Annotated in this window: 29 protein-coding genes; 8 read left to right on the forward strand and 21 right to left on the reverse strand. The window is 60.3% G+C overall.

What is annotated here, in order from left to right; all coding sequences use genetic code 11:
- Nucleotides 1-222: 222 nt before the first annotated feature.
- The gene (locus ACXAIC_RS09835) at nucleotides 223-1140 is read right to left on the reverse strand and encodes a LysR substrate-binding domain-containing protein (protein WP_475176866.1); all 918 of its coding nucleotides are present in this window, start codon (nucleotides 1138-1140) and stop codon (nucleotides 223-225) included.
- A 133-nt stretch (nucleotides 1141-1273) separates the two neighbouring features.
- Between ACXAIC_RS09835 and ACXAIC_RS09840 the strand changes: the two genes are divergently transcribed.
- On the forward strand, nucleotides 1274-1411 hold the full coding sequence (locus ACXAIC_RS09840; RefSeq protein WP_475176871.1) for a hypothetical protein: 138 nt from the start codon (nucleotides 1274-1276) through the stop codon (nucleotides 1409-1411).
- A 37-nt stretch (nucleotides 1412-1448) separates the two neighbouring features.
- Here ACXAIC_RS09840 and ACXAIC_RS09845 read toward each other — a convergent pair whose 3' ends face one another.
- Together ACXAIC_RS09845 and ACXAIC_RS09850 are read right to left on the reverse strand one after the other, a co-directional pair.
- Nucleotides 1449-1748: a CcdB family protein gene (locus ACXAIC_RS09845; RefSeq protein ID WP_475176875.1), complete on the reverse strand. Its 300-nt coding sequence runs from the start codon at nucleotides 1746-1748 to the stop codon at nucleotides 1449-1451.
- Nucleotides 1748-1972: a type II toxin-antitoxin system CcdA family antitoxin gene (locus tag ACXAIC_RS09850; RefSeq protein WP_475176879.1), complete on the reverse strand. Its 225-nt coding sequence runs from the start codon at nucleotides 1970-1972 to the stop codon at nucleotides 1748-1750. The genes ACXAIC_RS09845 and ACXAIC_RS09850 overlap by 1 nt, the downstream gene beginning before the upstream one ends.
- Nucleotides 1973-2146: 174 nt before the next feature.
- Here ACXAIC_RS09850 and ACXAIC_RS09855 point away from each other — a divergent pair, with 174 nt between their 5' ends.
- Both ACXAIC_RS09855 and ACXAIC_RS09860 read left to right on the forward strand, forming a co-directional pair.
- On the forward strand, nucleotides 2147-2509 hold the full coding sequence (locus ACXAIC_RS09855; RefSeq protein WP_475176883.1) for a MerR family transcriptional regulator: 363 nt from the start codon (nucleotides 2147-2149) through the stop codon (nucleotides 2507-2509).
- The gene (locus ACXAIC_RS09860) at nucleotides 2506-3105 is read left to right on the forward strand and encodes a short chain dehydrogenase (protein WP_475176888.1); all 600 of its coding nucleotides are present in this window, start codon (nucleotides 2506-2508) and stop codon (nucleotides 3103-3105) included. The genes ACXAIC_RS09855 and ACXAIC_RS09860 overlap by 4 nt, the downstream gene beginning before the upstream one ends.
- Nucleotides 3106-3138: 33 nt before the next feature.
- On the opposite strand, the gene ACXAIC_RS09865 is transcribed toward ACXAIC_RS09860, so the two are convergent.
- Nucleotides 3139-3549 (reverse strand): tautomerase family protein, encoded by a 411-nt coding sequence (locus ACXAIC_RS09865; RefSeq protein WP_475176891.1) that lies wholly within the window; start codon nucleotides 3547-3549, stop codon nucleotides 3139-3141.
- A 103-nt stretch (nucleotides 3550-3652) separates the two neighbouring features.
- Between ACXAIC_RS09865 and ACXAIC_RS09870 the strand changes: the two genes are divergently transcribed.
- Nucleotides 3653-4510: a LysR family transcriptional regulator gene (locus tag ACXAIC_RS09870; RefSeq protein WP_475176893.1), complete on the forward strand. Its 858-nt coding sequence runs from the start codon at nucleotides 3653-3655 to the stop codon at nucleotides 4508-4510.
- A gap of 76 nt (nucleotides 4511-4586) precedes the next feature.
- Here ACXAIC_RS09870 and ACXAIC_RS09875 read toward each other — a convergent pair whose 3' ends face one another.
- Together ACXAIC_RS09875 and lepA are read right to left on the reverse strand one after the other, a co-directional pair.
- The gene (locus ACXAIC_RS09875; RefSeq protein ID WP_475176896.1) at nucleotides 4587-5171 is read right to left on the reverse strand and encodes a PhnA domain-containing protein; all 585 of its coding nucleotides are present in this window, start codon (nucleotides 5169-5171) and stop codon (nucleotides 4587-4589) included.
- Between the two features lie 73 nt (nucleotides 5172-5244).
- Complete coding sequence (gene lepA / locus ACXAIC_RS09880; RefSeq protein ID WP_475176897.1) at nucleotides 5245-7050, reverse strand: translation elongation factor 4; 1806 nt, start codon at nucleotides 7048-7050, stop codon at nucleotides 5245-5247.
- A gap of 214 nt (nucleotides 7051-7264) precedes the next feature.
- Between lepA and ACXAIC_RS09885 the strand changes: the two genes are divergently transcribed.
- Nucleotides 7265-7777, forward strand: a complete 513-nt coding sequence (locus ACXAIC_RS09885) for an N-acetyltransferase family protein (protein ID WP_475176900.1) — start codon at nucleotides 7265-7267, stop codon at nucleotides 7775-7777.
- 154 nt (nucleotides 7778-7931) lie between these two features.
- Here the strand turns inward: ACXAIC_RS09885 and mepA are convergent, their stop codons facing one another.
- Nucleotides 7932-8957, reverse strand: a complete 1026-nt coding sequence (gene mepA, locus ACXAIC_RS09890; RefSeq protein WP_475177109.1) for a penicillin-insensitive murein endopeptidase — start codon at nucleotides 8955-8957, stop codon at nucleotides 7932-7934.
- Nucleotides 8958-9109: 152 nt separating this feature from the next.
- The gene (locus ACXAIC_RS09895; protein ID WP_475176903.1) at nucleotides 9110-10195 is read right to left on the reverse strand and encodes a patatin-like phospholipase family protein; all 1086 of its coding nucleotides are present in this window, start codon (nucleotides 10193-10195) and stop codon (nucleotides 9110-9112) included.
- Nucleotides 10196-10507: 312 nt separating this feature from the next.
- Between ACXAIC_RS09895 and ACXAIC_RS09900 the strand changes: the two genes are divergently transcribed.
- Nucleotides 10508-11551: a M42 family metallopeptidase gene (locus tag ACXAIC_RS09900; RefSeq protein WP_475176907.1), complete on the forward strand. Its 1044-nt coding sequence runs from the start codon at nucleotides 10508-10510 to the stop codon at nucleotides 11549-11551.
- Between the two features lie 160 nt (nucleotides 11552-11711).
- On the opposite strand, the gene ACXAIC_RS09905 is transcribed toward ACXAIC_RS09900, so the two are convergent.
- The 11 genes from ACXAIC_RS09905 to ACXAIC_RS09955 all read right to left on the reverse strand — a co-directional run bounded on the left by ACXAIC_RS09905 (nucleotide 11712) and on the right by ACXAIC_RS09955 (nucleotide 23311).
- Nucleotides 11712-12335, reverse strand: coding sequence for a hypothetical protein (locus ACXAIC_RS09905; protein WP_475176911.1), 624 nt, complete (start codon nucleotides 12333-12335; stop codon nucleotides 11712-11714).
- 80 nt (nucleotides 12336-12415) lie between these two features.
- Entirely contained in the window at nucleotides 12416-13111 is a 696-nt protein-coding gene (locus tag ACXAIC_RS09910; RefSeq protein WP_475176914.1) for an alpha/beta hydrolase, read from the reverse strand.
- Between the two features lie 10 nt (nucleotides 13112-13121).
- Nucleotides 13122-14369 carry a TCR/Tet family MFS transporter gene (locus ACXAIC_RS09915; RefSeq protein ID WP_475176919.1) on the reverse strand — a complete coding sequence of 416 codons (1248 nt, stop codon included), beginning with the start codon at nucleotides 14367-14369 and terminating at the stop codon, nucleotides 13122-13124.
- Nucleotides 14370-14470: 101 nt separating this feature from the next.
- Entirely contained in the window at nucleotides 14471-15778 is a 1308-nt protein-coding gene (locus ACXAIC_RS09920; protein ID WP_475176923.1) for a tetratricopeptide repeat protein, read from the reverse strand.
- A gap of 65 nt (nucleotides 15779-15843) precedes the next feature.
- Entirely contained in the window at nucleotides 15844-16044 is a 201-nt protein-coding gene (locus tag ACXAIC_RS09925) for a cold-shock protein (protein WP_475176926.1), read from the reverse strand.
- 538 nt (nucleotides 16045-16582) lie between these two features.
- Nucleotides 16583-17041, reverse strand: a complete 459-nt coding sequence (locus tag ACXAIC_RS09930) for a YtoQ family protein (protein WP_475176930.1) — start codon at nucleotides 17039-17041, stop codon at nucleotides 16583-16585.
- Nucleotides 17042-17137: 96 nt separating this feature from the next.
- The gene (locus ACXAIC_RS09935) at nucleotides 17138-17995 is read right to left on the reverse strand and encodes an NAD-dependent epimerase/dehydratase family protein (RefSeq protein ID WP_475176935.1); all 858 of its coding nucleotides are present in this window, start codon (nucleotides 17993-17995) and stop codon (nucleotides 17138-17140) included.
- A 4-nt stretch (nucleotides 17996-17999) separates the two neighbouring features.
- Complete coding sequence (locus tag ACXAIC_RS09940) at nucleotides 18000-18827, reverse strand: TrmH family RNA methyltransferase (protein WP_475176938.1); 828 nt, start codon at nucleotides 18825-18827, stop codon at nucleotides 18000-18002.
- Nucleotides 18824-19777, reverse strand: a complete 954-nt coding sequence (locus ACXAIC_RS09945) for a class I SAM-dependent rRNA methyltransferase (RefSeq protein WP_475176943.1) — start codon at nucleotides 19775-19777, stop codon at nucleotides 18824-18826. The genes ACXAIC_RS09940 and ACXAIC_RS09945 overlap by 4 nt, the downstream gene beginning before the upstream one ends.
- Nucleotides 19778-19924: 147 nt before the next feature.
- Nucleotides 19925-22360, reverse strand: coding sequence for a methyl-accepting chemotaxis protein (locus tag ACXAIC_RS09950; RefSeq protein ID WP_475176947.1), 2436 nt, complete (start codon nucleotides 22358-22360; stop codon nucleotides 19925-19927).
- 192 nt (nucleotides 22361-22552) lie between these two features.
- Nucleotides 22553-23311: an SDR family NAD(P)-dependent oxidoreductase gene (locus tag ACXAIC_RS09955; protein WP_475176952.1), complete on the reverse strand. Its 759-nt coding sequence runs from the start codon at nucleotides 23309-23311 to the stop codon at nucleotides 22553-22555.
- Nucleotides 23312-23434: 123 nt separating this feature from the next.
- On the opposite strand from ACXAIC_RS09955, the gene ACXAIC_RS09960 reads away from it, so the two are divergent.
- Complete coding sequence (locus ACXAIC_RS09960) at nucleotides 23435-23677, forward strand: (2Fe-2S)-binding protein (protein ID WP_475176958.1); 243 nt, start codon at nucleotides 23435-23437, stop codon at nucleotides 23675-23677.
- A 14-nt stretch (nucleotides 23678-23691) separates the two neighbouring features.
- Entirely contained in the window at nucleotides 23692-24177 is a 486-nt protein-coding gene (gene bfr / locus ACXAIC_RS09965; RefSeq protein ID WP_475176963.1) for a bacterioferritin, read from the forward strand.
- A 64-nt stretch (nucleotides 24178-24241) separates the two neighbouring features.
- On the opposite strand, the gene ACXAIC_RS09970 is transcribed toward bfr, so the two are convergent.
- Together ACXAIC_RS09970 and ACXAIC_RS09975 are read right to left on the reverse strand one after the other, a co-directional pair.
- Nucleotides 24242-24937, reverse strand: coding sequence for an ATP-binding cassette domain-containing protein (locus ACXAIC_RS09970; protein ID WP_475176968.1), 696 nt, complete (start codon nucleotides 24935-24937; stop codon nucleotides 24242-24244).
- Between the two features lie 5 nt (nucleotides 24938-24942).
- On the reverse strand, nucleotides 24943-26643 hold the full coding sequence (locus tag ACXAIC_RS09975; RefSeq protein ID WP_475176974.1) for an ABC transporter permease: 1701 nt from the start codon (nucleotides 26641-26643) through the stop codon (nucleotides 24943-24945).
- Nucleotides 26644-26664 lie beyond the last annotated feature (21 nt).

Genomic DNA, 26664 nt, shown 5'->3' on the forward strand with positions numbered 1-26664 from the left:
TCATATGTTGAGCATTCTCCGCCCAGGGCCGGTGCGGCGCGAAGGGCTGAGGGAACGCACCCGTCACCTGACTCTGAAGTTCGTCACATTTCCCGGCACGCTCCATACGAACGTCAGAGTCAACAGGGCGATTGACAAGTTTATGTTTCTAGTGTGGTTTTCGAATTTGAAATACGCTCCGGCGGTGACTGCAAAAGTGAGGCATATTTCAAATTCACCACACTAGCTTTCCACCTTATCCGCCCCTTTGGCCCGCCCGATCGAGCTTTGCAGCTCCTGTTTCAGCCACGTGCCGAACGCCGCTTTTGCCCTGGTCTGGGGCGCGGTCCGGCCGCTGAGGAGCCAATAGGACAGATCCGTTGCCGGACGTTGGGGGAAGGGGGCAATGACCTGCCCGGCCTGGACCGCATAGACCGCCAGGGTTTCCCAGGCGAGAAACACTCCCTGGCCGGCAATGGCCGCATCCAGGCACAGGGAGCCGTCGGAAAAGCTCGGGCCGTCCTGCAAAATGCTTTCGTCCAGGCCGAACAGATGCAGCCAGGTGTTCCAGGAATAGGGCTGGCCGGGATCATGGATGATGGGCAGTCTGGCAATGTCCGAAGGGTGCCGGAACTGTTCGGCCAGCGCCGGACTGCAGACAGGAAACACCCGGTGGCGCAGGAGCTTTTCGGCCCGAAGACCCGGATAAGGGCCCCGGCCGACCCGGATGCACAGATCCACGTCGCTCAGATCCGGGTCGACCAGATCAATTGTTGCCTCCACCCGGACCCTTATGCCCGGATGGGCCTTGGTGAATTTCTTCAAATGCCAGACCAGCCATTTGCCCGCAAAAACCGGGGCAACCGAAATGGTCAGCGCATCCTCGCGGCCACGGCTTGTGGTCGCAATCGCAGTGGCGAGCGACGACATGGCCGCGGTCAGATGGGGCTGCATGGCCTGCATATGGGGCGTTGGCACCAGCAACCGGTTCTGGCGCTCAAATAGGGGCACGCCCAGCTGGGCTTCGGTTTTCTGTACCTGCTGGCTGACAGCGCCAACGGTGACGCCCAGATCCTCGGCGGCGGCCTTGGCCGACCCGAGGCGGCCCACGGCTTCCACGGCCCGCAGGCCGGACAGGTGAATGCGGTTCAAGGACTTCATTTTAGGAAATCTAAATCGAAAGCCAGAAGAAGTCGATTTTTTAAAAGGGAAAAAGCGACTAGATAATCAGCATCGCTAAATTCAGGAAAAGGATTTGGCCATGAAGACAACAACAAGAAGGAAACTGATCCTCATGATGAAACTGTTTATGCGCCGCCATCTGCGCACCGCCCCCCCGAGCTGGACGGACCGGACCGACCCTTTGTCCCACCCGGCCATCCAGCGCATGAGCCCGCGTGAACTGGCGGACCTGCCGCTGAACCGGCGCTGAACGGCCGGGGAGAAGCTGGATCACGCATGGGCTGAATTTACAGCCCGTCGAACAGCAGCTTTGTTGCTGCAGAAAGTGTTTCTTCCAGCTCTGAGAGATTGCAGACGACATCTCCAAGATCTGCGGTCGGGACAGTGGCCAGATGCTGTGTCAGCATCACATAATTCAGCCCGTTGATGGTGAGAAGCGGATTGAGGCCTTCAATCCGGGTGCTGAATTCCTCACCGGTGACGAGCGGCACCACAACACGGGTGTTGAACCCATCCAGAAGATCGGCTTGCAGAACCAGGGCGAGGGTGCCGGGATGTTCCAGCCGGTGAACATCAAAGCGGGCCATTAAAACGGACGATGCCTTTCAGACGGCAAGCCGTTCTTGTCGACAAAGGCATTGGCCGCTTCAATCGCCGTCGCATTCTCCTGGCGCCAGAGCCGTTCCCGCTCTGCGCGCACAGCCTGCTTCAAACCCTCTTCCGCTGCTTTGGCGAGATCAAGTTTCAAGTCGCTTGCCTGTTTCGCGAGCCGTGGATCAATCGCGACATTGAACATTTTACTGGGGCGCATGGCCGGTCTCCGCCGTGGTGATCCGGATCTGTTTGTCACGGGAGACAAGCCTAGCGTGAGACAGGCAGCACATCAATCATGTCTGTCGGCAGCAATCGCCGACCCGCGTCTTTTGTCTTGACCTGGAGCGGCTCCAGCCCCGTAGGCTGTGCCGGACAGTACGAAAGAGACACCATGCGTATTTCAGAAGCGGCGGCCAGATCGGGTCTCAGCGCCGATACGATCCGGTTTTATGAAAAGTCAGGACTTGTCCCGGCGGTTCAGCGCGGGCCGGACGGTTTGCGCCGGTTTTCGCCGGAAAATGTCGAATGGCTCACTCTGCTTTACTGGCTTCGCAAGACCGGAATGCCGCTTAAGGAAATGCAGCATTTTGCGGCGCTCTACCGGTTAGGGGACAGTAGCATTCCAGAGCGTAAGGCCATTTTGCTCCAGCATGAGCAGAGGCTTCAGCAGCGCCGGGCGGATCTGGACCGGTGCCAGGAGGTGCTGGCTTACAAGATTGCAGCATACAGAAAAATTGAAGGAGACGGCCCGTGAAAATTCTGCTTGTTGGTGCTTCAGGGGATGTGGGCAAGGCAGCCTATGCGGAGTTGTCCGGCCGCCATGAGATCATCACCGCCGGCCGCTCGTCGGGGGACTGCCGGGTGGATCTGGCCGTGCCGGAAAGCGTCGAGGCCCTATACCGGGAGACCGGACCGGTTGATGCGGTGCTTTCGGCAGCTGGTGAAGTTGAATTTGGGCGATTGAGCGAGATGACGGCAGACCGGTTCCGTTTCGGTCTGGAAAACAAGGTGCTCACCCAGATCAATCTGGTCCTGGCGGGCCTGACCCAGGTGAGCGAACGCGGTTCGTTCACCCTGACAAGCGGCATTCTGGACCGGGATCCGGTACGTATGGGCGCAGGGGCGGCGACGGCCAATGGGGCCCTGGCCGGGTTCGTGACGGCCGCTGCCATCGACCTTCCCCGAGGGGTGCGCATCAACGTTGTCAGTCCTGGACTGTTGGAGGTGTCCGCCGATCAGTATGGCGCCTGGTTCCCGGGCCACGATCCGGTGCCGTCCCGGCGCGTGGGGCTGGCCTATGCCAAATGCGTTGAAGGGGCCATCACCGGGCAAGTTGTGACCGTGGATTGATGGAAGGCGCCCGGCGATTTGTTGAGGGTGGTGCTAGACGGAGCCGGGTTCAGGTGGCCGGTCTGCATAGTGCGCGATCCCATATCCGAACGACCAGTTCTCCATTTTTGTTTCAACCAGATTGATGAAAATATCATCGGGCCGCAGACCAGCTTCGCGTTCCAAGCCGTCGGCAAGCCGTTTGAACAGGGCCCGTTTTTTCTCCAAGGGCCGGGTGTTGCTAACGGTGAGTTGCACAATGACGAGCTCATCGGAGCGGTCAACACCGCCATAGTGGAGGCCATAGGCGAAGTCATCCGGCTCGTGTTCCGTGATCGTGATGAAGCGGTCATCCGCGGGCACATCAAAGGTCTCACGTAAGGACAGATAGACCTGATCCATGATCGCAGTCTTCCGGTCCGGTGTCTTTGAACCTTTGAGAATGGAAATTTGTGCAAGCGGCATGGAGCTCTCCCTCTGAAAAGATAGTGAAATCAAGGTAGCAGTTGCCTTTTGATGAGGAAAACAAATCTTTGATATTTCAGAAATTCAATTTTAAAATAGATGCATGCAAAATCTGGATATGGATCTTCTGAGGGCGTTTGTTCGTGTGGCTGAAACCGGTAGTTTCACCCGGGCAGGGGCCATGGTCGGGGCGAGCCAGTCTGCGGTTAGCCTGCGGATCAGAAAGCTGGAGGACCGCCTTGGCTGCGTCTTGCTCAGCCGGTCGCCCCGGTCGGTCCGTCTGACGAGCGTCGGCGCACGGTTCCTGAAAGACGCGCGCCGCCTAATCGAATTGCATGACCGGGTTGCGGCAAACGTGGCAGGTGCGCAGACAGTGTCGCGGCTGCTGATCGGGATCAGCGATCACGCAGCGGGAAATAAATTGCCGCAGGTGATTGCCCAGCTCACACAGTCTCTTCCACATCACAGATTGGAGGTGTCGGTGGGATCATCCGAGCCACTGTTTAAAGACTTCAAGGCAGGACTGCTGGATGTGGTCATGGTCCACTCGGACGATGTCGGCGTTCCGGCACAAACCGCCTTTGAAGAAGATCTTGTCTGGGTTGCCTCCAGAACCTTCGACTGGCCATCGGGCAAGCAGCTGCCTCTTGTCGGGCTGACAAACAGTTGCTCGGTGAAACGGCTCGCAGAAGAGGTTTTGAGAAAGGCCGGAATAGGCTTTGACAATGTTTTTACCGGAACCAGCGTTGGCGCGGTCCAGGCAGCCGTTTCAGCCGGGCTTGGCATTGCCTGCCTGAACCGGCGGAACATTCCGGAAGGGGGGCGGGACATTGGAACTGTTTATCAGCTGCCGGATTTGCCAAAGACACGGATGGCGCTGTTCGCGCGCCCGTCCGATACCAATACCGGCACCAGCACGGTGGCTGCAGCAATCCTCAAGGCCTTTCAGGAAACATGCTGAGTGGCGGCGAAAGTGGCGTGAACCCAAAGGCGTACCGGAGCTGATCTGTGGACCGGCCCCCTGAGCGCCTGCGCGCTCAGGACTTTTTCACAAATTCGGTCAGAATGACGATCCGCTGATCGTTCACCCGGCCTTCAATCTGCGTTGGGTTATCTGCAACGAGACTGATATTTCGCACCGCCGTACCGCGTTTGGCCGTGAAATTGGCACCCTTGACCTTCAGATCTTTGATCAGGGTCACGGTGTCGCCCGCGCTGAGAACAGCGCCATAGGTATCCTTGTGAGGGTCGCTGGCAGCCTCGCTCTGGTCCGCCTCCTCGTGGCCGGTCTTCGCCCAGGCCAGGACCTCGTCTTCCAGATAGAGCATGTCAAGCAGATCGCGGGCCCAGCTTTCTCCCTGCAGCTTTGTCAACAGGCGGTAGGCGGTGACCTGAACCGCCGGGACCTGGCTCCAGGCGCTTTCGTTCAGGCAATGCCAGAGGTTCGGATCAAGTTCCGCCGCACCGGAGATCTGATCCGCGCAGGCTTTGCTGAGAAGAAGGGTTGTGTCCGCTGTGCCATCTGCGTCCGGACCGACCTGAAAAAGAACGAGGTCCTCAGCCGCGCCGCTGAGTTCGCACTTATGGCCGGCGCGCTCGGAAACGGCCTGTTCAACGCTCATGGAACATTCCTTTTGTTGCGTGTGGAGCCTAAAGGGACTGAGACAGGGACACCGGTCTCAGCCTGGCCGCTGCTCACTCGTCCATCTTGAGCGCCTGAATAAACGCTTCCTGTGGAATTTCCACCTTGCCGAACTGACGCATCTTCTTTTTACCCGCCTTCTGCTTTTCCAGAAGCTTGCGCTTCCGGGTGGCGTCGCCACCGTAACATTTGGCGGTCACGTCCTTGCGCAGGGCGGCGATGGTTTCACGGGCAATCACCCGGCCGCCAAGGGCAGCCTGAATCGGGATCTTGAACATGTGCCGTGGGATCAGGTCCTTCAGTTTCTCGCACATGGCCCGTCCGCGCCGTTCCGCCTGGCTGCGGTGCACAAGAACGGAGAGGGCGTCCACCGGCTCCTCGTTGACCAGGATCGACATTTTGACGAGGTCGCCCGCCCGATAATCGGAGATCTGGTAGTCGAAGGAAGCATAGCCCTTGGAGATGGATTTCAGCCGGTCGTAGAAATCAAATACCACTTCGTTGAGCGGCAGGTCATAGGCGACCATGGCGCGGGAGCCCACATAGGACAGATCCACCTGAATGCCGCGCCGCTCCTGGCAAAGCTTCAGGATGCCGCCCAGATACTCGTCCGGTGTCATGATGGTCGCCCGGATCCAGGGCTCGCGGATTTCATCGATCTTGACCACATCGGGCATGTCGGCCGGATTGTGCAGGTCGATATCGGTGCCATCGGTCATGGTCATCTGGTAGACCACGGACGGGGCGGTGGCGATCAGGTCCAGATCGAATTCGCGCGACAGGCGTTCCTGAATGATTTCCAGATGCAGCAGGCCCAGGAAACCGCAGCGGAAGCCAAAGCCGAGCGCCGCAGACGTCTCCATTTCGAAAGAGAAGCTGGCATCGTTCAGGCGCAGCTTGCCCATGGCGGCGCGCAGGTCTTCAAAGTCATTGGCGTCCACAGGAAAGAGCCCGCAGAACACAACCGGCTGGGCTGGTTTGAAGCCCGGCAGCGGCTCGGCACAGGGCTTCTTGTCCAGGGTGATCGTATCCCCGACCCGCGTGTCGGCCACTTCCTTGATGGACCCGGTGATGACGCCGATTTCGCCTGAGCGCAGCTCGTCCACCTGGATGAATTTCGGGGTCATGACGCCGACCCGGTCAATGTCATAGGACGCGCCAGTGCCGATCATTTTGATCTTCTGGCCCTTCTTGAGAGAGCCGTTGATCACGCGCACCAGAACCATGACACCAAGATAGGTGTCGTACCAGCTGTCGACCAGCATGGCCTTCAGGGTGTCGTCCGGATCACCTTCGGGAGCGGGCAGTTTCTGGACAATCGCTTCCAGAACATCCTCAACGCCAAGCCCGGTCTTGGCGGAAATCATGCAGGCCTCGGAGGCATCGATGCCGATCACATCCTCGATCTGTTCCTTGATCCGGTCCGGCTCGGCCGCAGGCAGGTCGATCTTGTTCAGAACGGTGACGATCTCGTGGTCATTGTCGATGGCCTGATAGACATTGGCAAGCGTTTGCGCTTCCACCCCTTGAGAGGCATCCACCACCAGCAGCGAGCCTTCGCAGGCCGCAAGCGAGCGGGACACTTCATAGGCAAAATCCACGTGGCCCGGTGTGTCGATCAGATTGAGCGTATATTGCTGGCCATCCTTGGCATTGTAGATCAGACGAACCGTCTGGGCCTTGATGGTGATGCCGCGCTCCCGCTCGATATCCATGGAGTCGAGCACCTGCTCGGTCATCTCCCGGTCGGTCAAGGTGCCGGTCATCTGGATCAGGCGGTCGGCAAGGGTCGACTTGCCGTGGTCGATATGGGCCACAATCGAAAAGTTGCGGATGTTGGAAAGCGTCTTCGTCGTCATGGCCGCCCCTTTACCATCGCAATCCGGTTTCCACCAGAAAAATGAACACTTTTCCCAGCGTAAGTCCGCTGCTTTTCGCGCTTCTTTCCGGCGGTAAGCCACATTTTTGCCTTAGGTCGCAGATGAGATCTGCATCAAGATGCAGATTGCTGCGCTCCTCCCTGATCCAGGCTCAACAGAAGGACCTGACCCCATTACAACAAATGAAACAGTATTGGTCCGGGGCGCGGAGCCCCGGGACGTTCCCGATATCCTCGCGCTTTACAACCAGGCGGTGCGTGAAACGACAGCCGCCTGGACCACGGCGGAGGAAACACTGGACGACCGGCTCACCTGGTTTGAGAAGCGGGCTGCGGACGGGCTCCCGGTTCTGGTCGCGTGCGGCCCGGACAACAAGATTGTCGGCTTTGCCAGCTTTGGCCCATTCCGCCCGCGCGAAGGCTACCGGCTGACGGCGGAACATACGGTCTATGTTGATCCGGCGGCACAGGGGCGCGGGGTCGGGCGGAAACTCTTGAGCCGTCTTATCGAGATTGCAGGCACAAGCGGCCTTCATGTGCTGGTCGGTGTCGTGGACGGGCAGAACTCAGCCTCGATCGGTCTGCACCGGGCACTCGGTTTCGATATTGCCGGTATTTTGCCGGAGACCGGCACCAAATTCGGCCGCTGGCTGGATCTGGTGTTCTTGACCAAGGTGCTTAGCCCGATGGATGCGCCGGACGGATAGCACGAATTCCGTTCCATGGGATTGGCCGTACGGAGACCTCAAGGAGGTGAAGGCGTCAGGAGACCAGACCCGGCTTGATCACGCGCGGCACGCTTTTTTGCCTTGAGAGGGCAGTGGGGTCATGCTTGGCTCACCAACATTCGGCCTCACATGTCTATTGGGCTGTCAGCACGGTGCGGCAGTCCGGCGGCAGGGCAGCAAGCGCCATGGCCCGTTTTTTGACGACCTTCGGCTTTTCTCCGGGTTTCCGCGGTTTTTTCGGCACCCAAGGTTCGTCCGACAGCCAGTATGCGAGATTGGCACCGCAGCCATCTCCGGGGGGAGGAGGCGCCTGGTTCTTGCAACCGGTGCTGCCTCTTGGGCAGGCCAGCCGCACATGGAAATGATAGTGGTGCCCCCACCAGGGACGGACCTTGCGCAGCCAGGCCCGGTTCCGGCCTTTTTCGAACGTGCACAGGGCTTTCTTGATCACCGGATTGACGAAGATCCGGGCGACGCGCTTGTCGGATGCAGCCCGGCGGATCAGGCGGGCGTGAACATCGGTCCATTTGCGCGGGTCGACGCGCCGGTCGGCGCCTTTCACATCCAGCGGGCCCTTCAGCATGGAAATCGCGGACACCTGTTCCCGCTCCTGCGCGGACAGGCGTCTTTTCGGCATTTCCGTCAGCCAGATATCCGCATCCAGCCCGATCTGGTGACTGGCATGGCCGGACAGCATTGGCCCGCCGCGTGGCTGGGCCAGATCGCCGACAAGAAGGCCGTTCCAGCCCACTTCCGGCGCATCGGCTGCCAGATCCTTCAGATAAGCAATCAACTCCGGATGGCCCCAGTTCCTGTTGCGTGACAGGCGCATGGCTTGCCAGGTAGGGCCGTCTTCGGGAAGTTTGGCGCCGCCCGCCAGACAGCCCTTGGCATAGGAGCCGATGGCGCGGGCTTTCAACGGCGCCGGGCCGTTGGCCGCCCCGAAATAGTCCTTTGCCGGAAGCTGGGAACGCAGCACCAGTTTGGGCGTCTGGGGGACATATCCCTCCGGTACGGCCCGCTTCTTGAAAGGTACCGGAACTGCCGAAACGGCAGCCGCCGCACCGGGGGCTGCGGTTTGCACAGGGGCCGCGCCAGGCTTTGCCGCCGGCACCGGTGCGCCTGAGACCTCAAGAGGAAAAAGGGCCGCTGCAAGCATTCCGGCCAGCCCCGGCAGGGAAGAACTCCAAAAAAGGCGCACGGATCTGGTGGGCTCGCTCACGGGGGCCTCAAAGGGGTTGCGGGCCCTTTCGCCGGGCCGCTGCTGGCTCCGGCCGCCGGGATCAGTCATGATCCGGCAACCGGACGGGTTCAGGCAGCATGCACCAAATCGGCCTCGGGCGCATCTTCTTCCGTTGGGAGAAGATGGTCTTTCAACAGATCGGCCAGCCTATCGAGCAACACGGTGTTGTCCCGGATCATCCGGTCGGCGGCCCCGTTCAGCTGGATCAGGTTGCCCGGACGGGCATTGTCCAGATCTTCTGCCTCTGGCTCCAGTACCGTGTTCAGCCGGTGATAGGTTACGTTGGGCAGTTCGTTGAAGAGATGCTCGGCCTGATAGGAGGCCGTCTGGGTCTGCCCGTCGGCAAAGATCGACAACAGCGGAACGCCCTTGGACGGCTGCATCCAGCCCAGTGAGCCCCAGCCGATGGCCTCCTGATAGGGGAAGGGCCGTCCCGGAGCACGGCCGGTGCCAAGCGACAGGATCACGATGTCCTCCTGGTCCCAGCCCAGTTTGCGGGCCTCCAGATAGGCCGCGATGGCCGGGTCATTCATGAACACGCCGCCATCAACCAGCGCTTCGTCGCGCTTGCGGCTCAGATTTTCCACCCGGGCCGGTTCGAAATAGGCCGGAGCGGCGGTTGTGGCCCGCACGGCCTGCCAGAAATAATAGTCGTCCGGGCGGCTGCCATTTTCCTCAAGCCCGTTGGTCAGGAACACCGCTTTGCGCTGTTCAATGTCATAGGCGGTCAGCACCAGCCGGGTCAGGCCGCTGGCCATAGACGTCCAGCCGAAGCGCTCCTTCAGCAGCTTTTCAAGCGGGCGGGCGTCATAGGTTTCGTCGAACAGGCCGAGCGGATTCGTCAGCGCCCGTGCGATGCGCGCGCTGATGGAATTTTGGAAGATCTCCCGGGCATCACGCTCATAGAAGGTGCGCAATTCGGCGATGGTGGCGGCCGCTTCTCCTGCGGTGCCGCCAGGGCGGGGCGCACTCAGGCCGGCTGCGATCAAACCGCCGGTGGAGGTTCCAGCCATCAGGTCGAACACCTGGTGAAGGGGGGCGTCGATGCCGCGCTGGCTGAGCCGGCTTTCCAGAGACTCAAGTACGCGCAAGGGGATGAGGCCACGGACACCGCCGCCATCAATGGAAAGAATAAACCGTTTTTTCTGGGTCATGCTGGATCCCCACTGTGATCGAACCGGACGGGGCAGCGTTTGTTCGCAGATCTGCGTCAAACGCTTATCTGAACGTTGGTTCAAGTTTGTCTGCCAATTAAGACACTGCCATGGCAATGGGCTTCAGATAGGGTGAAAATTCTGAAATTGGAGAGCAGAAGGTTAACCGGACCGGAAATTTCCTTCTCAAATCGTGCCCGTTTTCTTTGCAGCTTTCTGCAAAGACCGGAATTTCCTTTGGGGACCCTTTATCCCTCCGGCTGGTTTGGCATAGGATCGGACCGGTACTTCACCCCTCCAACAGGATGTTCCATGAATATCGACTTACTTCGCCGCCTTTGCGAAACGCCTGGTGTGCCGGGCCATGAGCACCGGGTGCGCGAGATCATTCAAAAAGAGATCAAGGGCCTTTTCGACGAGGTCACGGTGGACCCGATGGGCTCGCTGCTGTGCCGCCGGGACAGCCGCAAGGCGCTCAAAAAGGGGACGCCGAAGAAGGTCATGCTGCTGTGCCATATGGATGAGATCGGGTTTCTGGTCTCCCATGTCACCGACAAGGGATTTCTGCATGTGCAGCCGGTCGGTGGCTTTGACGCACGCAATCTGTTCTCCCGCCGGGTTCTGGTCTCCACGGATTCAGGCGACTTCAAGGGAGTCATGAATCCGGGCGGCAAACCGATCCATATCTCTTCACCCGAGGAGCGCAAGAAAGTGCCTGAGCCGAAGGACTTCGTGGTGGATCTCGGCCTGGGCGACAAGGCCAAGGATGTGGTCAAGGTCGGCGACATGGTGACCATGGACGAGCCGCTCATCGAGATCGGTGACAAGATCGTCTCCAAGGCGCTGGACAACCGCATTGCCTGCTGGCTCGGGGTGGAAGCGCTGAAAGGGCTGGGCAAGGCAAAGCATGAATGCGAGATCCATGTGGCCTTCACCTGCCAGGAAGAAGTCGGCCTGCGCGGGGCGCGCACTGCGTCTTTCGCCATCAAACCGGACATCGGCCTTGGCATCGACACGACCCTGGCCTGCGACACGCCGGGCGTTCCCGAACAGGACCGCACCACGGTTCAGGGCGAAGGCTTCGGCCTTCATGTGAAGGATTCCAGCTTCATTGCCGACCGGGAGCTGGTGAAGGAGTTCGAGGCGCTGGCGGAAAAGGAAAACATCCCGTTCCAGCGCACCATGCTGGCCGCCGGAGGCCAGGATGGCGCGGCCGCCCAGCAGGCCGCTGCGGGGGCCAAGGCGGTTGGGATCGTGGTTGGCACCCGCTACATCCACACGGTCACTGAGATGATCCACAAATCGGACCTTCAGGCGGCTCTGGATGTGCTGGTGGCGTATCTGAAAAAGGCGTGAGGACATGGAGGGGAGCCGGGGCTCCCTTCACCTGGGCCGCGGCCGTTTCCGCGGCCGGGTGCCCGGGCTGTCCTGCGCAAAAGAAAAACCGTCCGGGGCTTCAAGTCCCGGGGGCACTTGCAAAAGCCGGCTCAGGCGGCCCCGTACTCTTGTGTCTGCGTCAGGCGAGATACCCTGCCAGGTTTGAAATCTGATCGCCCGTTCCGGCGTAAAGCTCGCTCACCGAAGCGCTGGAATAGCTGAAGGAGCCGCCGTCGAATTCCCCTTCAATGGCGGCTGCGCTGGCGGAGCGGACTGATAGGCCGGTTTCGCTGTCATAGGACACCCGCTCAAATGAGACGAACTGGGCCGAAATGGTCTCGCCGCCAATTTCAGCCTCAATGGTCGTTGTTGAGATCGACGCGCTTTCATAGGCAACAGACGCAGATGCGGAAGAGCCTGCCTCGTCTTCCCCAAGGGCGGCTTTCAGCTGGCCGGCCGTCTTCTGGTAATCCTCGATGCTGGCCAGCTTCTTGTCCTTGCCATCCTCATCGCTCTCGCCGGATTTGCCCTTTTCAACGGCCTGCTGCAGGGCGGCGATAACGACCGCATCCTCTTCTGCCTTCTTGCTGGCAGCTTCCAGCGCCGAGACAGGTGCCGCTTTGTCCTGGCCGTTACGCTGGCCGATATCATGCCCGAATGCGTTTCCCTTAGGGGTGTTTTTCTGCCCTTCTGGACCACCGCTGGAAAAGGACGCGGAAAACAGGCTTGCACTCTGGGTTGTCGTTTCGACAGTGATCTGCATGTGCTTGGTTCCCGGTGTCGCCAGCCCGTTCTGGTCCGGCACAGGTCTTCAAAGCATCCCGGAAATTGGTTAACAGGCCTTTAACCTCTCGCAAAGGCCTGTTCCAGAAACGTCGCGGCAAGCTTGAGCCCGCGACCGTCGATCCCGTGGCCGAGCCCCTCCAGCGCGTGAAACGAGCAGGACCGTCCGGAGGAGGTCAGGACCTTATGGGCCATCTGCCCGTGATAGGCTGGCACAATGTCATCTTCACAGCCATGCACGATCAGAACCGGTGGACCTTCGGCCGGTATGGCCTTGCCGGTGGCGCCTGGCCGCCCGGCTGTCATCTCTGCCGCTCCGGGCAAGAGCCCGGAATAGGCGATCAGCGCGGCAGGGGCCGCCGGGCGCCGCAGCCCGCATTGAAACGCCATCATGGCGCCCTGGCTGAAGCCAACCAGGGCGAGAGCGTGATCCTCCAGAGAAAGCCTGTCCAGCTCGCGGTCCAAAAAATGGTTGAGACGGGGGGCGGCCGCTTCCGCGCCGAGCTGGTACTCGTGCGGCGTGCGCTCGCTCAAGGCAAACCATTGCCGCCCGGACAGCGCTTCAAAGGGCAAATGTTCCGGGGCGTGGGGAAGGACAAAAGCCGCGTCTGGCAAGCGGGCCTGAAAGGCGTGGGCAAGATCGATCAGGTCGGTGCCGTCGGCGCCATAGCCATGGAGAAGCACCACAAGCTGGCGCGCAAGCCCTCCGGAGGCGGGCGCAAGGCGGGGTCCGTCAAGGGCAGGGGGACCGGTCATGACAAACTCTTTATCCGTCTTTTGGCCAGGGGCGGGTGGGTGGAGACAGGGCAGCGGCGGAGCTGCGCAGGACACTCAGGGAAATCGCCATGGAGGCAAGGACCAGAAGGCCCGCAAGGGCGAAGGGAGCCCCAGGAAAAGAGACGCTTGCCTGTGGCCCGGAAAAGGCCGCAAAGACCTGGGTCATAACGAGTGGGCTGACCACCATGGCAAGGCCGGCTGCGCTGGCAATCAGTCCTTGCAATTCGCCCTGCGCATCGTCGGGAATGCGGTTGGACATGAGCCCCGTGAAGGCCGGGGTCGGCAAGGCGCCCAGAGACGCAAAGACGATCAGCACATAGATCATCCAGCCCTGATCCGCGACGCTGAGACCCGCAAGGGCAGCGAGGCTGGCGCACAGGCCGAACAGGAGCAGCCGCCCGGGCCCGAGCTTCGGCTCCAGAACACGGATCAGGTAGCCTTGCGCGATGGCAAAACCAATGCCGACAAACGTAAGCGACAGGCCGATATCACCCGGTGTCCAGGCAAAGACCTCTTCCACATAGTAGCTCCAGATGGCCGGATAGACGTAGTGGGCAATGTCGAACAGGAACAGGGCCAACAGCAAAACGCGCACCGCCGGATAATGCGCGATCTGTTTCAAAGCCCCCAGCGGATTGGCCCGGCTCCAATCCAAGGAACGTCTCTTTCCGATGGGCAAGGATTCCGGAAGCATGAAATAGCCGAACAGGAAATTGGCAAAAGACAGGGCAGCGGCGGCATAAAATGGCGCACGCGGGCCGAGTTCTCCCAGAAACCCGCCGATAACAGGCCCCAGCACAAAGCCGACGCCAAAGCTGGCTCCCACCAGCCCGAAATTCTTGGCCCGGTCCTCCCTGGGCGATACATCCGCAATATAGGCAGAGGCGGTCGAAATGGTGGCTGCGGCAATTCCGGAGAGCAGGCGGCCAAGAAACAGGATGGCCAGATGCCAGGACAGGGCCATAATCAGATAGTCCACAGCCAGGGTCACCATGGAAGTCAGCAGCACCGGCCGCCGTCCGAACCGGTCGGACAGGTTGCCAAGGGTTGGACCGCACAGAAACTGCATCAAGGCATAGACAACGCTCAAGGCCCCGCCCCACCGGGCCGCTTCACTGACGGCCAGTCCGGTCAGGTCGGTCAACAGGGACGGCATGACGGGCATGATCAACCCGATACCCATGGAGTTGAGCGTCAAGGTGACCAGAATAAAGACAAGGGCGCTGCGGTTTTTCATACGTGGCGGAGCAACAGGGACCTTTGGAACCTCTATGGGAGCCGGACCGCTATTGGAAACAGCTGGGAGGGGGAAGTCAAACGGGAAAGAGCAGCCCCGTTTCAGTTCAAATGCGGCTTCTGGATCTGGAAGATCAGGCCCTGGACATCCTGGCCAAGCTCTTTGCGCAGAACGTCTTTCCGGTCCTGGGCATAGATCAGCGTGGCCTCTTCGGCGCAGGTTCTGATATAGTCCGGTGTATGGGCATAGCGCCCGGTGCTGTCGACCTTGAAACCCGTGGCAGTGGGCGTTTGAAGGTGTTCAACGCTGGCCACCAGCCGACCGCCCGGCTTCAAGGCCGTGGCAAGGGCGGACATGAATGGCCGCAGATTGCCGATATAGCAGAGCGTGTCGACGCAGACCGCCAGATCGAACAGGGTGGGCAGGTCGGATTTTAAGAACGCGACCAGCTCACCTTCCACCAGATAGTCATAGATCTTGAGCTGGGCCGCCTTTTCCATCATGCCCCTTGAAAGATCAACCCCGGTCAGGCGGACGCAGTGTTTGCGGATCAGAGGGCCGCACAGACCCGTGCCACAGCCCAGATCCACCACATCCTGAAACGGGCCGGAGGCGGCCCCTGCAAGGATTGCCACATCTGCGGCAACCAGTTCCGGGGCGCGGTAGCCAAGATTTTGCAGAACGTCGTCAAAGGACTCTGAAAACTTGTCGAAATGGGTCTTCACATAGTCTTCAGGAGCATGTTCCAGCTTGTCGCCCCGCACGGCTGCCAAGTGATACTGCGCGGATGTGTTGTCCGGATCGGCGGCGACAATGCGTTCCAGATAGAGCTGCGACAGGTCCCGGCGCCCGAGCGCGCTCAAGATACGGGCGCGCCAGAGGGCATTGGGCGCTTTCGGGTCATCGAACCTGAGAGATTTTTCAAAGGCCTCGGACGCCTCTTCCCTGGCGCCGGTGAACATCAGCGCGAGGCCATATGTGTGCCAGGCGCTGGGATTTTCAGGATCAATCCGTACGATCTCTGACATGATTGTCAGGACTTCGTCGTAGTTGCCGCATGAGCGCACCAGAAGATTGATGTTCTTCCAGGCTTCCGCGTGCCGGGAGTCCAGTTCCACCGCGCGCACATAAGCGGCGAAGGCGGCCTGCGGCTCGCCGGTGAGCTTGAGGATGTTTCCCAGATTGTTGAGGGCGGAGGTGTTGTGCGGGTCCTTTTCAAGGGAGGTCTGGATCAGGGCGATGGCGCTGTCTTGCCGGCCCGCATCAAAATGCAGCAGGCCCAGAAAATGCAGGCCGTCCGGATTGTCCGGATTTTCCTTCAAGATATCCAGATAGATGTCCTGCGCCGTTTCAAGGTCGCCGTTCTGGTGGGCTGCGATTCCGTCCTGAAGCCTGTCACTGGCCGGCATGGTGTCCCCCAACAAAAAAGGGCGGTCGAACCGCCCTTGTTCCCGGTAAGTCCTGAAAAGTGACCTTACAGGACTTTGAGGTCTTCAGCCACCATCTGACCGCGGCGCCATTCCAGATCAAAGGCAACAAGCTGGCCTTCCTTCAAGGTATGGATGCCGGACCGGTGCAGGGCCGAGATATCGACAAGGATGTCCTCGCCATCTTCCGGTTCGATCGTGCCAATCCCACGGCCCTGATCAAACCATTTCACATTTCCATGTTGCATGGAGTTTCTTTCCAATTTTACGCATCAAAACATACAAGAAGGACATCTAGTCCGAAATTTCGACGTCTTGATGACAGTGTTTTTGATAATACTAAAGTACTTCGCGCTTGACCTTCAGAACTATTCGAATTCATGCGCAGCTTACGTTGCTGCTGCATCCGAATGCGCAGTTCATTGAAAGAAGTAATCGCTTTTCCGGCTAAAAAGCGCGGTAACTCTTAGCTTGGTCTGATATGGTAAGAAATTCGTTAATGTCAAGAGACCGTAAGGCAAGGTGGAAAAGGTCTCACCCTGTGCGGCCCGGTCGACGGGCAAGGTCCCCCGCTTCGCTTCCGCGTGCGGGAGCCTGAAGGCCACATATATGGGGACTGATCCCCAGTCACCCAAACCGGAAGTTCGTGTCCTTTTCCGGCGCGTTCAGAACGAATATCAGATTCATGAAGGAGACTGGCAAGTCTTTGTTGCTAATGTGGTTTTCTGAACTGAAATACGCCACGACACGCGCTGCGCAAATCGGGCGTATTTCACTTCCACCACACTAGCGGTCCAAGTGGCCGAGGATCACATACTTAAGGATTTCGGCAACCTGTTCAGAGGTTTCGGCCACCGCCAGCGCAGCGCCATCGATTTCCTTCAGCGGGTGGGTGAGCGAGGGGTCGTGGACCACGATCAGGGACTTGCCAAGGGCTGCAGCGTACCCGGCATCGAAGGCCGCGTTCCACTGTTTGTACTGATCGCCAAACCGCACCACCACGATATCGGCTTTCTCGATCAGGGTGCGGGTGCGGATCGCATTGACCTTGGCCCCCTTGTGATCGTACCAGAATTTCTTGTCTTCCTCACCCAGGATCACCGCGCCGCAGTCATCGCTGGCCGCGTGGTCGGTCACCGGTGCGGAAAAGCTCACCGGCAGGTCCAGCGCCTTGACGCCTGCAACAATCCGCTCGCGCCAGTCGGTATGAATTTCACCGGAGAGGTAGACACGCCAGTCGCTCATGATCTCTTGATCCTTCCTTGTTTCCGGCGCCGAAGCTGGGGGTTCAACTGTGCCGCGTCAAGTCCAGGCCACCGGCTTTTGTGCAGAAGAAGCACGTTACAAAGTGGTGATGAGGTCTTTCAGGGCGACGCGGTAATTCGGATAACGGAAGGAAAAGCCGAGTTCTTCCTTCAGGCGCTTGTTGGAGACACGCTTGTTCTCACCATAAAACGAGCGGGCCATTGGCGAGAGCTCCGCGCTTTCAAACGGGATTTCAGGGGGCGGGTCGACGCCCAGAAGCCCGGCGGCATAGGTCACCACATCCTGGGGCGGGGCCGGTTCGTCATCTGTGACGTTGAAAATGCGTGTCGTGGGCTGGTCCATGGCCATTTCCAGGGCCGCAGCAATGTCAGCCACGTGGATCCGGTTGAAGACCTGACCCGGTTTGATCAGACGCCGCGCCTTGCCTTTCCTGAAATTCTCAAAGGCGTTGCGGCCGGGTCCGTAAATGCCGGACAGGCGGAAGATCTGAACCGGAACATCCTGCTCCCGGGAAAGGGACAGCCAGGCCTCTTCGGCCGCCACGCGCTGCTTGGAGCGTTGAGATACCGGTTTGCAGGGTGTCTCCTCGTCAATCCAGGCCCCGTCATGATTGCCATAAACGCCGACCGTCGACAGATAGCCGATCCAGACTGGCGAGGCTGCGGCGATATCGGCCCCGTGCTGCAGAAGCACCGGGTCGCCGTGTTCATCAGGGGCAATGGACACCAGAACATGGGTGGCTTTTGCCAGGGCCTGTGCAATACCTTCGCCCTTGTTTGTGCCGTCAAACAGGAACGGGGTTACGCCAAGCGCTTTCAGCGCGTTCGCTTTTTCAGGAGAACGGGTCGTGCCACCGATCCAGTCGAACCGGTTCTTGACCTTTTCGGCAAAGGCCTTGGAGGAAAATCCCGCCCCGAAAATAAACAGCCGCATCAGATCATAGCTCCAGATGGTTGCGCCGGATCTCATAAAGCGCGATGCCGGTGGCCACTGCAAGGTTCAGGCTGTCGGCCTGGCCGGTCTGGGGAATGCGGATCAAGGTGGAGCAGGCGGCCGCCATGTCGTCTTCCAGACCCTGCTGCTCGTTGCCCATCACCAAGAGAACCGGTTCGTCATAGTCGGGCGTGCGGTAGTCCACTGAGCCCTTCAAATGGGTGGCTGCAACCGTACCCGGCCACGCGCCGGCGAAAGATTTGAACGCGTCCTTGCTCATCCGGGCGATGGGCACGTGAAACAGCGAACCCATCGTGGCCCGCACCGCTTCCACCGCAAAGGGGTCGGTGCAGTCGCCCACCAGAATGACACCACTGCCGCCGACCGCATCCACGGTCCGCAGGATCGTGCCCAGATTGCCCGGATCGCGTACCCGGTCCAGCGCCACCCAGACGGTCGCTGTCTGCGGGGTGAGGTCCTGGGGCGCAAGGGTCTGCTGTTCATAAACGCCGACAACCATCTGCGGATTGTCCTTGCGGGTCATGGCTGACAGAACTGCGGTGGAAACTTCCAGAATCAGGGCGCCCCGGGATTTGGCGCTGGCGGCAGCCTTTTGGGCCACCGGATTGTCTCGGGCCTCCGGCCCGAGAGCGAGATAGCGCACGCCCCAGCCTGCTTCCAGCGCATCGGCCGCCAGTTTCAATCCTTCGGCCACAAACAGGCCCGACTGGGTGCGGTGCTTGCGCTGGGCAACAAGGCCCTTGATTTCCTTGACGATCGGGTTGGAGTGGCTGGTGATCTGCTTCACCGCGCCCTGACGGCGTTCCATCATCGGCTGCTCCATCTGGAAAAGAGCGAGGTCGACAGGGCCCGCGCGCCGGTTTCTTCCCGGATCACAAGTTCCCCCGATTCCAGCAGCCCGCCCTGATCGGCCAGGGTCTCGGCCATCAGCTCGTGAATGGACACGAAGCTGGAGCGGATCGCGTAGGCGGTCAGGATCATGAACAGGGACTGATCGGTCAAAAGCTGCTTCAGATCCTCCAGCATGCCGGGCAGACTGGTGTAAAGGTCCCAGACTTCCCCCTTGGGGCCGCGGCCATATTTCGGCGGGTCGAGAATGATGCCGTCATAGGTGTTGCCGCGCCGGACCTCACGCGCAACGAACTTGGACGCGTCTTCACAGATCCAGCGGATAGGCAGGTCCTCAAGGCCGGACAGCTCCTGGTTTTCCCTTGCGTAGCCAATGGCTTTCCTGGACGCGTCCACATGGGTCACCTGCGCGCCCTCGGTGGCTGGCAGCAGGGAGGCCAGCCCGGTATAGCCAAACAGGTTCAGGATCTTCAAAGGCCTGTCCGGGCTGCGCTGGCGTTCCGCACGGATTTTGCCGTTTACCCAGTCCCAATGGGCGGCCTGCTCAGGAAAAACGCCCACATGGCGGAAGGACATGAAGCGGCCATTGTAGCGCACCGGCCCATAGGACATGGGCCAGGTTTCCGGAGCGTTGCCGGCAAATTTCCAGCGGCCGGGGCCTTCTTCTTCCGTATCGCCGGAAAAGACCGCATCGGCCCGGGCCCACTGGCTGTCTTTCAGGCGGCGGGCGCCCATGGCCTGGGGTTCCGGACGGACAATGGTGAAGCGGCCATAGCGTTCAAGCTTTTCGCCTGCACCCATGTCCAGAAGCCGGTAGTCCTTCCAGCCCTTCGTTTCCAGAATGACTGGCCAGTCCTGGCTGGGGGGCGAGCCGAAGGGGGCAAAGGCTGGGGCGCTGGTCTTGTCCGCCACGTCATTCTCTCGTTTCTGGTTATCCTGCGTGGGTCCGTCACCTAGTCCTCTCTTGGGCTGAGGTCAATCTTTTGAGACGCCTGCGGACAAGATAAGGGCGGGGCACCCGGCACCCCGCCCTTGATGGACTCTTAAAGACGGCCGTTGTCAGGCCGCAGCGACTTCCGACAGGAAGCGTTCCACTTCCTGTTTCAGCTGGTCGGTCTTGTCAGTCAGTTCGCCGGAGGCGGACAGAACCATATCCGCAGACGAGGCGGTCTGATCGACGGCCTGGGACAGCTCGGTCATGGAGGAGGTGACCGCACCTGTGCCCTCGGCTGCACGCTGGACGTTCTGGGAGATCTCGTCTGTGGCGGAGCCCTGCTGCTCAACGGCGGAGGCAATGGCGGCGGTATAGCTGTTGACCTCGTTCATGATCTCGGTGATCTCGCCGATGGCGACGACAGAGTCCTTGGTCGCGTTCTGGATCTCGGTGATCTGGCTGGAGATCTCTTCCGTGGCCTTGGAGGTCTGCGTTGCCAGTTCCTTCACTTCGGAGGCCACCACGGCAAAACCTTTCCCGGCTTCACCGGCGCGGGCGGCCTCGATGGTCGCGTTCAGGGCCAGCAGGTTGGTCTGTTCGGCAATCGCCTGGATCAGGGTAACAACTTCGCCGATCTTGGTGGCCGCTTCCGCAAGCCCTTCCACCTTTTCATTGGTGTTCCGGGTGCCGCGGGTTGCCCGGTCGACGATTTCGGTTGTCTTGGAGACCTGCCGTGAAATCTCGCCGATGGATGTGGCCAGTTCTTCCGCCGCGCTCGCAACGGTCTGCACGTTATTGGTGGTTTCGGTGGTGGCTTCCTGGGTCTCGCCGGAATGGGTGGCGCTGTCCCGTGCGATTTCCGAAAGGGCCTGCGCGGTGCTGTCCAGACCACCTGCGGTCATGGCCACGGACCCGAGCGCCTCTTCGGCTGTGGCCCGGAAGCCGTTGATCAGGTCGTCGATGCGCTGCTGGCGTTCCTGCCGGGCCGCCTCTTCCTGCTCACTTTGCACCCGCAGCTCGGCCCGCTCAACCGCATTGTCCCGGAACACCTGAACCGTCCGGCTCATGTCGCCAATTTCATCTCCCCGGTCGATTCCCGGAATGTCGACCTCGTTTTCCCCGCCAGCCAGCCGGGCCATGACCTCGGTGATGGTGCGGATCGGGCGGGTAATGGCCAGGTTCAAAATAACCGCCAGACCGATGCCGCCGAGCGTTGCCAGAACGATCGTGACGATGATCTGTGCTTTGGCCGAATCGGCGGCTGCCTTGGACACCTTGGACTGGGAGTGGGCGATCGCTGAAATGTCGGTGTTCACCTTACGGGTCAGGCCATCCAGCTGCGCCCGTTTGTCCGCCAGATCAGCCTCCGTGGCCTGCATCTCCTTGAAGGCCCGGTCCAGCATGGCAAGCGAGACGGGAATTTCGCCGATCGCATCTGCGGCCGCCGGCAGGACATCTGCATATTGAGACATCTGTTCTTCAAGGCCCGACAACTTGGCGATCTGCTGTTCAACCGGCTCCGTGGCTTGGGCGCCAAATGATCCGAAGAGATAGAGCAATTCGGCCCGTGCGCTTTGCGCAAACTGGCTCATGGTCTTAGCTTTGTCGGAAATGGACCGGATGGTGGCCAGACGGCTTGCAGCCGAAAGCGCTTCCGTTTTTGTCTGGCTGACGACCGGTTCTGACAGCTTAAGAATGTCTTCAGTGCGTGCCTGCAGGCCCTCAATGGCGGTGCCAACGGCAAGGCGGGCTTCATAGGCTTCGGAAAAGCCCAGATCCGTTGTCAGGTTCTCAAGTACCTTGTTCAGCTTGTTGGCCTGACCGGCCAGCTTGGCCATGGCTTTGCGATCGATGCCCTCGATCTGCTTGAAGCGCATCTGTTTGGTGAGCGAAACCAGAGTGCGGGCGATACCGATCGACTGCTGCAGGGCCTCGCCCTCCAGATTGCCGTTACCTTCCAGATATTTTAGCTGGATCTGGAGGACATCATCCTTCAGTTCGAAGACGTCACGCTGCATCTGGTTTACATCATCCAGACGGCTGCCGGCGGCAAAAGCTTCCGCGCTGACGCGCTTTTCTTCAGTGGCGACGGCGTCCGTGATGGTGCTGGCCAGTTTGCTCAGATTGGTGGTGCTGTCCTGCAAGGTTGCCAGACGCGCGGCCTGTTGTTCGGTCTGCTCGACAACAAGATCAAAAGTGGCCCCGAATTCTGTGACGGCTGCTTCCGCGCCGCTCACCTGGGCTTCGGCCGCAGGATCTCCGGCAACCTCTGTCCGCAGTTTTTGCAGGGTCGCTTCCAGCTTTGCGATTTCTGTGTGGACGGCGCTGGCCTGCTGCTGTGAGGGGGTTTTCAGATAATCTTCCCGCTTCAGGGAGGTCGCTTGCACCTGGCCGGACGCCTGCGCGGCGTGGTCGGCAACGGTGAAACTTGCTGACAGGTTCAAGATGGCGAGAAAGCCGACGGCACCCACAACCGCTGTCAGCAAAAGGACGGCCAGAAAGCCTCCCCCAACCTTGAAACCAAATTTAAGATCAACCAGAGTTTTCAGAAGCCGGTTCATTCTTCTCCCCAATGCCAGCTGAGCATTCTTCATCTGGAATATTATTTGCGGGAGCGATTAATTTTGAATGAACCTTGGAAGCTCTTGTTTTGACACGAGGAGTTGTATTTTGGTCAGTATTACGGAGGTTATCAATTGTGTTTGGTCGTGAGCTATTGGCAGGAATGGCAGGGAGCACGTTGGCCAGCGCCGTTACACATGCTGTCCGCCGTTGATGTGGATTTCCGATCCGGTAACATAGCTCGACCGGTCCGAGCACAAATAAAAGATTGTGTCGGCCACCTCGTCCGTGCGGCCAAGCCTGCGCAGCGGAATGTCATCGATCAGTTTTTCCGTTCCAGGTGAGAGAATGGAGGTGTCGATTTCCCCCGGCGCAATGGCGTTGACCCGGATTCCGTGCGGGCCGAAATCGGCGGCCATTTCCCTGGTGAGGGCCGCCAGTGCTGCCTTTGAGGTGGAATAAGCTGTGCCTGCGAACGGGTGCACCCGCATGCCGGCAATCGACGTGACATTGACCACCGACCCTCCGGCTTTCTTCAGTTCCAGAAACAGCCCGCGCCCCAGCAGGATCGGTGCAAACAGGTTGACTTGAAACACGGTCCGCCATTCATGCATTGCGGTGTTGAGTGAGTTGAGCCGCTCGCCCTGGGGGCCTTTCGGACTGATGCCGGCATTGTTGACCAGTGCATTCAGCTGAGAGCCGTTCTCTTCCAGGCGTTTGCGGATTTCCTGTACCGCAAAGCCGAGATTTTCCGGATCGGACAGATCCACCTGTATGTGGTCTTCCGGTCCCATGGGCCAGGGGCACTTGTCGGAAAATGCCTGGCGGGAACAGGTGATCACGCGCCAACCTTCGGCAGAAAACCGTTTGACCGTTGCGTGACCGATGCCCCGGCTCGCACCAGTCAGGACGAGTGTCGGCCGTGTGTCGGAGGCGTCTTTGCCGCTCATGGGGGACCTTGTTTCTTCGCAGGAGGTTCAGAAAAAGTTGACTCTTATAGTAGGGTTTGGCTATTGCGCTTTGAACCCTGATGCCGATATGACCGGGTGACTGGACCCAGCGCGAACCCTACAATGATCATTTGCTCCTGTAATGTTCTTTCTCAAAAGCAGCTGAAAGAAGCTGCGGAAGAAATGCGCTCCGACCCCGATGGCAAGGTGCCGACCCCCGGTGCCGTGTTCCGGCATCTGGGCTGCCGCCCGAGATGCGGCAGTTGTTTTCCCTCTGTTATTGACATCATTCATGAAAAAGGCTCTGAAGAGGCGACGCAAACTGAACCGGCGCCCGTGCGGATGAAGCGCTCCGCCAGCCGGTGAGATGGAGAGGGCCTATGAAGGGTGAACCGACAGTAATCGACTATTTGAACAAGGCTTTGCGCCACGAGCTGACTGCGGTAAACCAGTATTGGGTCCATGCCCGGCTTCTGGCCGACTGGGGTTTCGGCAAGCTCGCGGACAAGGAACTGGAAGAGGCGGACGAAGAACGCCAGCATGCCCAGGACCTCATGGACCGGATCATTTTCCTGGAAGGCCTGCCCAACCTGCAGACCCTTGATCCGCTGCGTATCGGCCAGAATGTAAAAGAGTGCCTGGAAGGCGACCTGGCGGCTGAATATGTGGCCCGCGCCCTTTACCATGAAGCGCGGGAAGTCTGCCGCGATAAGGAGGACTATGTCTCCATGAAGCTGTTCGAGCAGCTTTTGAGTGACGAAGAAAGCCATATCGACTTTCTGGAGACCCAGCTGGAGTTGATCGAACGGATCGGCATCGACAATTATTCCCTGTTGAACGCCAAGTCTGCCGATCAGGCAGAATGATCTGAGGGTCTTGCGCGCCCCAGCCTGCCGGCCGGGGGAGCCGCCGGACATAAGGGAAAATCAGTTACGGCTGCTCCGGTCCGGAGCAGCCGTTTTGTGTTCGAGGGGCTGTGTTCAGAAGATGAACCGGGCCGCCCGCCGCCCGTGCGTCCTCCTCGTCATGGGTAACGAGCAGTACCGGCAAGCCCTTTTGCCGGGCCAGGCGGAACACAAGATCGCGTATGTCCGACCGCCGGGCCTTGTCCAGGCTGGAAAAGGGTTCGTCCAGCAACAGGGCGTGCGGGGCGGCCAGAAGTGTGCGCATGAGCGCAACGCGGGTCTGTTGCCCGCCGGACAGGGTTGCCGGATCGCGGCCGCCAAATCCGGCCAGACCGACATCGTCCAGAGCCGCTTCAGCCAGAGCCTTCCGGACAGCGCGCCCCTTGATCTGCCCGGGCAGGGCAAACAGCAGATTTTGCAGCACCGACATGTGGGGAAAGAGAACAGGTGTCTGGAACATCAGCCCGATCTGCCGCGCCTGGGCTGGGCAGACTGTCAGGTCCTGCCCATTCAGCAGCACCCGTCCGTCTGCCTGAAAGCTGGGCCTGAGGAACCCGGCAATGAAATCGAGCAGGCTCGATTTGCCGCTGCCGCTCTCTCCCATCACGGTCAGCACGGTGGCCGGGGGGATATGGCAATCGATCTCAAGCAGCATGGTGCCTTCAAGGGACAGGCGCACAGCGTCCAGAATGAGCCCCGGCCGGGGCTTGGGTGCAGCCATCTGGATCACCTTTCCAATCGCAGGGTGGCTCGCTTGTGGAAGGCGAGCGCAGGCACGAGGGCGGCCAAAGCGAAACCCGCAAGCGGGATGAGCAGCTGCAGGAGGCCGTATAGCGCGGCAATATGCCGGTTTCCGCCGCTGGCCAGGGCAACGCTTTCCGTTGTGACCGTGACGAGACGGCCCGCCCCGATCATGAGCGTTGGCAGATATTGTCCCACCGATACGGCGGCGGCAACGGCCAGGGTCACAAGCACGGATCGCAACAGCAGCGGCAGCTTCACCTGCCAGAAAATCCGGCGGGGAGAGGCCCCAAGCGCTGCGGCCGCCTTGGCGTAGCGGGGATCAAGCCGGGCCCAGGGATCGCTGAGCGCAAGAAAGGCGTAAGGTAGCACGAAGATCAGATGAGCAAGAAGAACCGCCTGGAAGCTGCCGCTCAGATCCAGAACCAGAAACAGCATTTGCAGGCCGAACAGAAAACTGATCTGCGGCAGAAGCAGAGGCAGGAACAAGATGGCTTTCAAAGCGGGCCCCGCCGGACGTGCGCCTCTGCTCCGGCTTTCCAGCAGCCACAGGGTCAGGGCTGTGGCCAGAAGGGACGCGGCGACCGCAAGGGCGAAGGTGGCCGACAATGCCGGTCCGGCCATGGCGAAGGTTTCCTGAAATCGGGCGAGGCCCCAGCGGCTTGGCAGGGCGGCGGGAAACCACCAGGACCGCGCCAGGGACCAAAGGCCAAGCAGCAGCAGGGCAAGGCCCATGGCCGCCACAATTACAAGCATGGGGACCAGGGCAGCGCGCCGCCAGATCCGGTCGTTGCCATGGCGGTGCCCGTTCACAAGCGGGCGGGCAAAACAGGCGGCGGCCAACCGTTCCAGCAGAAGATAGCCTGCAAGCGCACTGCCGCTGACACAGAGCTGCAGCAAGGCTCCGGCGGAGGCCATCAAACGTTTGGTCAGGTCCGGGTCACTCATCCATTGGACCAGACGCGGTGCCAGCGGCGGCGGTGTTGTGGGCCCCAGGATCTGGGCCACGTCGACCACGGAGGTCGAATAGGCAATGACCGCCAGCATGGGCAGGCGGATCAGCGGATAGACCTGCGGCAGGATACATTTGAAGAATGCCGCCATACGGCCGTAGCCGAGACTGGCGCCTGCCTTCAACGTGTTTTGCAGGTGCGGCCGGTTCAGGGCCGCCAGCATCATCAGGAACAGAAACGGCACTTCCTTGGCCACGAGGGCAAAGGTCATGCTCAGACCCGCCGGATCATTCAGGATCAGCAGATCCGGCGGCCGGTCCCATCCGGTTGCCCAGGGCGAGACAAGGCGGGCGAGAAAACCGGAAGGGGCAATGAGAAAGGCAAGGCCGATGGCCGCCGCTGCGTGGGGCACGGAGAGTAGTGGCGATAAAAACCGGGACAGGCGGTGGAAAGTGCGCGTGCCGTACCAGCCCGCTGAAAACACACAGACGGCCACAAGCGACACAAAGGCCGCGCCCAGTCCGGTGGTAAAGCTCAGGAGAACCGACATCCACAGGCCCGGTGTTGCCAGAAGATCCTGAAACGGGGCGAAGGACAAGGACCGGTAGCCCAGCGCCGGCAGGTAGCCGAAGGCGGGCAGGGCAGTGCCCGCCAGACCGGCCAGCACCGGTCCGGCCAGCAGCACTAGCACACAGGCCGTTGGCAGGTCGGGGCGGTCAGCCGGGGGAGGCAAGACGGGTCACTCGCAAGCTGT

It is taken from the genome of Roseibium sp. AWQ4_254 (genome assembly GCF_056161025.1).

Bases quoted from the DNA above. Each gene is read 5' to 3' on its own strand.
- lepA (WP_475176897.1), bottom strand. From the start codon at position 7,050: ATGACGACGAAGACGCTTTCCAACATCCGCAACTTTTCGATTGTGGCC.
- ACXAIC_RS09855 (WP_475176883.1), top strand. From the start codon at position 2,147: ATGCGTATTTCAGAAGCGGCGGCCAGATCGGGTCTCAGCGCCGATACG.
- ACXAIC_RS09850 (WP_475176879.1), bottom strand. From the start codon at position 1,972: ATGCGCCCCAGTAAAATGTTCAATGTCGCGATTGATCCACGGCTCGCG.
- ACXAIC_RS09910 (WP_475176914.1), bottom strand. From the start codon at position 13,111: ATGACCGGTCCCCCTGCCCTTGACGGACCCCGCCTTGCGCCCGCCTCC.
- ACXAIC_RS09895 (WP_475176903.1), bottom strand. From the start codon at position 10,195: ATGACCCAGAAAAAACGGTTTATTCTTTCCATTGATGGCGGCGGTGTC.
- ACXAIC_RS09915 (WP_475176919.1), bottom strand. From the start codon at position 14,369: ATGAAAAACCGCAGCGCCCTTGTCTTTATTCTGGTCACCTTGACGCTC.
- ACXAIC_RS09930 (WP_475176930.1), bottom strand. From the start codon at position 17,041: ATGAGCGACTGGCGTGTCTACCTCTCCGGTGAAATTCATACCGACTGG.
- mepA (WP_475177109.1), bottom strand. From the start codon at position 8,957: ATGCTTGCAGCGGCCCTTTTTCCTCTTGAGGTCTCAGGCGCACCGGTG.
- ACXAIC_RS09900 (WP_475176907.1), top strand. From the start codon at position 10,508: ATGAATATCGACTTACTTCGCCGCCTTTGCGAAACGCCTGGTGTGCCG.
- ACXAIC_RS09955 (WP_475176952.1), bottom strand. From the start codon at position 23,311: ATGAGCGGCAAAGACGCCTCCGACACACGGCCGACACTCGTCCTGACT.
- ACXAIC_RS09950 (WP_475176947.1), bottom strand. From the start codon at position 22,360: ATGAACCGGCTTCTGAAAACTCTGGTTGATCTTAAATTTGGTTTCAAG.
- ACXAIC_RS09940 (WP_475176938.1), bottom strand. From the start codon at position 18,827: ATGATGGAACGCCGTCAGGGCGCGGTGAAGCAGATCACCAGCCACTCC.
- ACXAIC_RS09970 (WP_475176968.1), bottom strand. From the start codon at position 24,937: ATGGCTGCACCCAAGCCCCGGCCGGGGCTCATTCTGGACGCTGTGCGC.
- ACXAIC_RS09935 (WP_475176935.1), bottom strand. From the start codon at position 17,995: ATGCGGCTGTTTATTTTCGGGGCGGGATTTTCCTCCAAGGCCTTTGCC.
- ACXAIC_RS09835 (WP_475176866.1), bottom strand. From the start codon at position 1,140: ATGAAGTCCTTGAACCGCATTCACCTGTCCGGCCTGCGGGCCGTGGAA.
- ACXAIC_RS09870 (WP_475176893.1), top strand. From the start codon at position 3,653: ATGCAAAATCTGGATATGGATCTTCTGAGGGCGTTTGTTCGTGTGGCT.
- ACXAIC_RS09925 (WP_475176926.1), bottom strand. From the start codon at position 16,044: ATGCAACATGGAAATGTGAAATGGTTTGATCAGGGCCGTGGGATTGGC.
- ACXAIC_RS09920 (WP_475176923.1), bottom strand. From the start codon at position 15,778: ATGCCGGCCAGTGACAGGCTTCAGGACGGAATCGCAGCCCACCAGAAC.
- ACXAIC_RS09865 (WP_475176891.1), bottom strand. From the start codon at position 3,549: ATGCCGCTTGCACAAATTTCCATTCTCAAAGGTTCAAAGACACCGGAC.
- ACXAIC_RS09960 (WP_475176958.1), top strand. From the start codon at position 23,435: ATGATCATTTGCTCCTGTAATGTTCTTTCTCAAAAGCAGCTGAAAGAA.
- bfr (WP_475176963.1), top strand. From the start codon at position 23,692: ATGAAGGGTGAACCGACAGTAATCGACTATTTGAACAAGGCTTTGCGC.
- ACXAIC_RS09905 (WP_475176911.1), bottom strand. From the start codon at position 12,335: ATGCAGATCACTGTCGAAACGACAACCCAGAGTGCAAGCCTGTTTTCC.
- ACXAIC_RS09840 (WP_475176871.1), top strand. From the start codon at position 1,274: ATGATGAAACTGTTTATGCGCCGCCATCTGCGCACCGCCCCCCCGAGC.
- ACXAIC_RS09875 (WP_475176896.1), bottom strand. From the start codon at position 5,171: ATGAGCGTTGAACAGGCCGTTTCCGAGCGCGCCGGCCATAAGTGCGAA.
- ACXAIC_RS09845 (WP_475176875.1), bottom strand. From the start codon at position 1,748: ATGGCCCGCTTTGATGTTCACCGGCTGGAACATCCCGGCACCCTCGCC.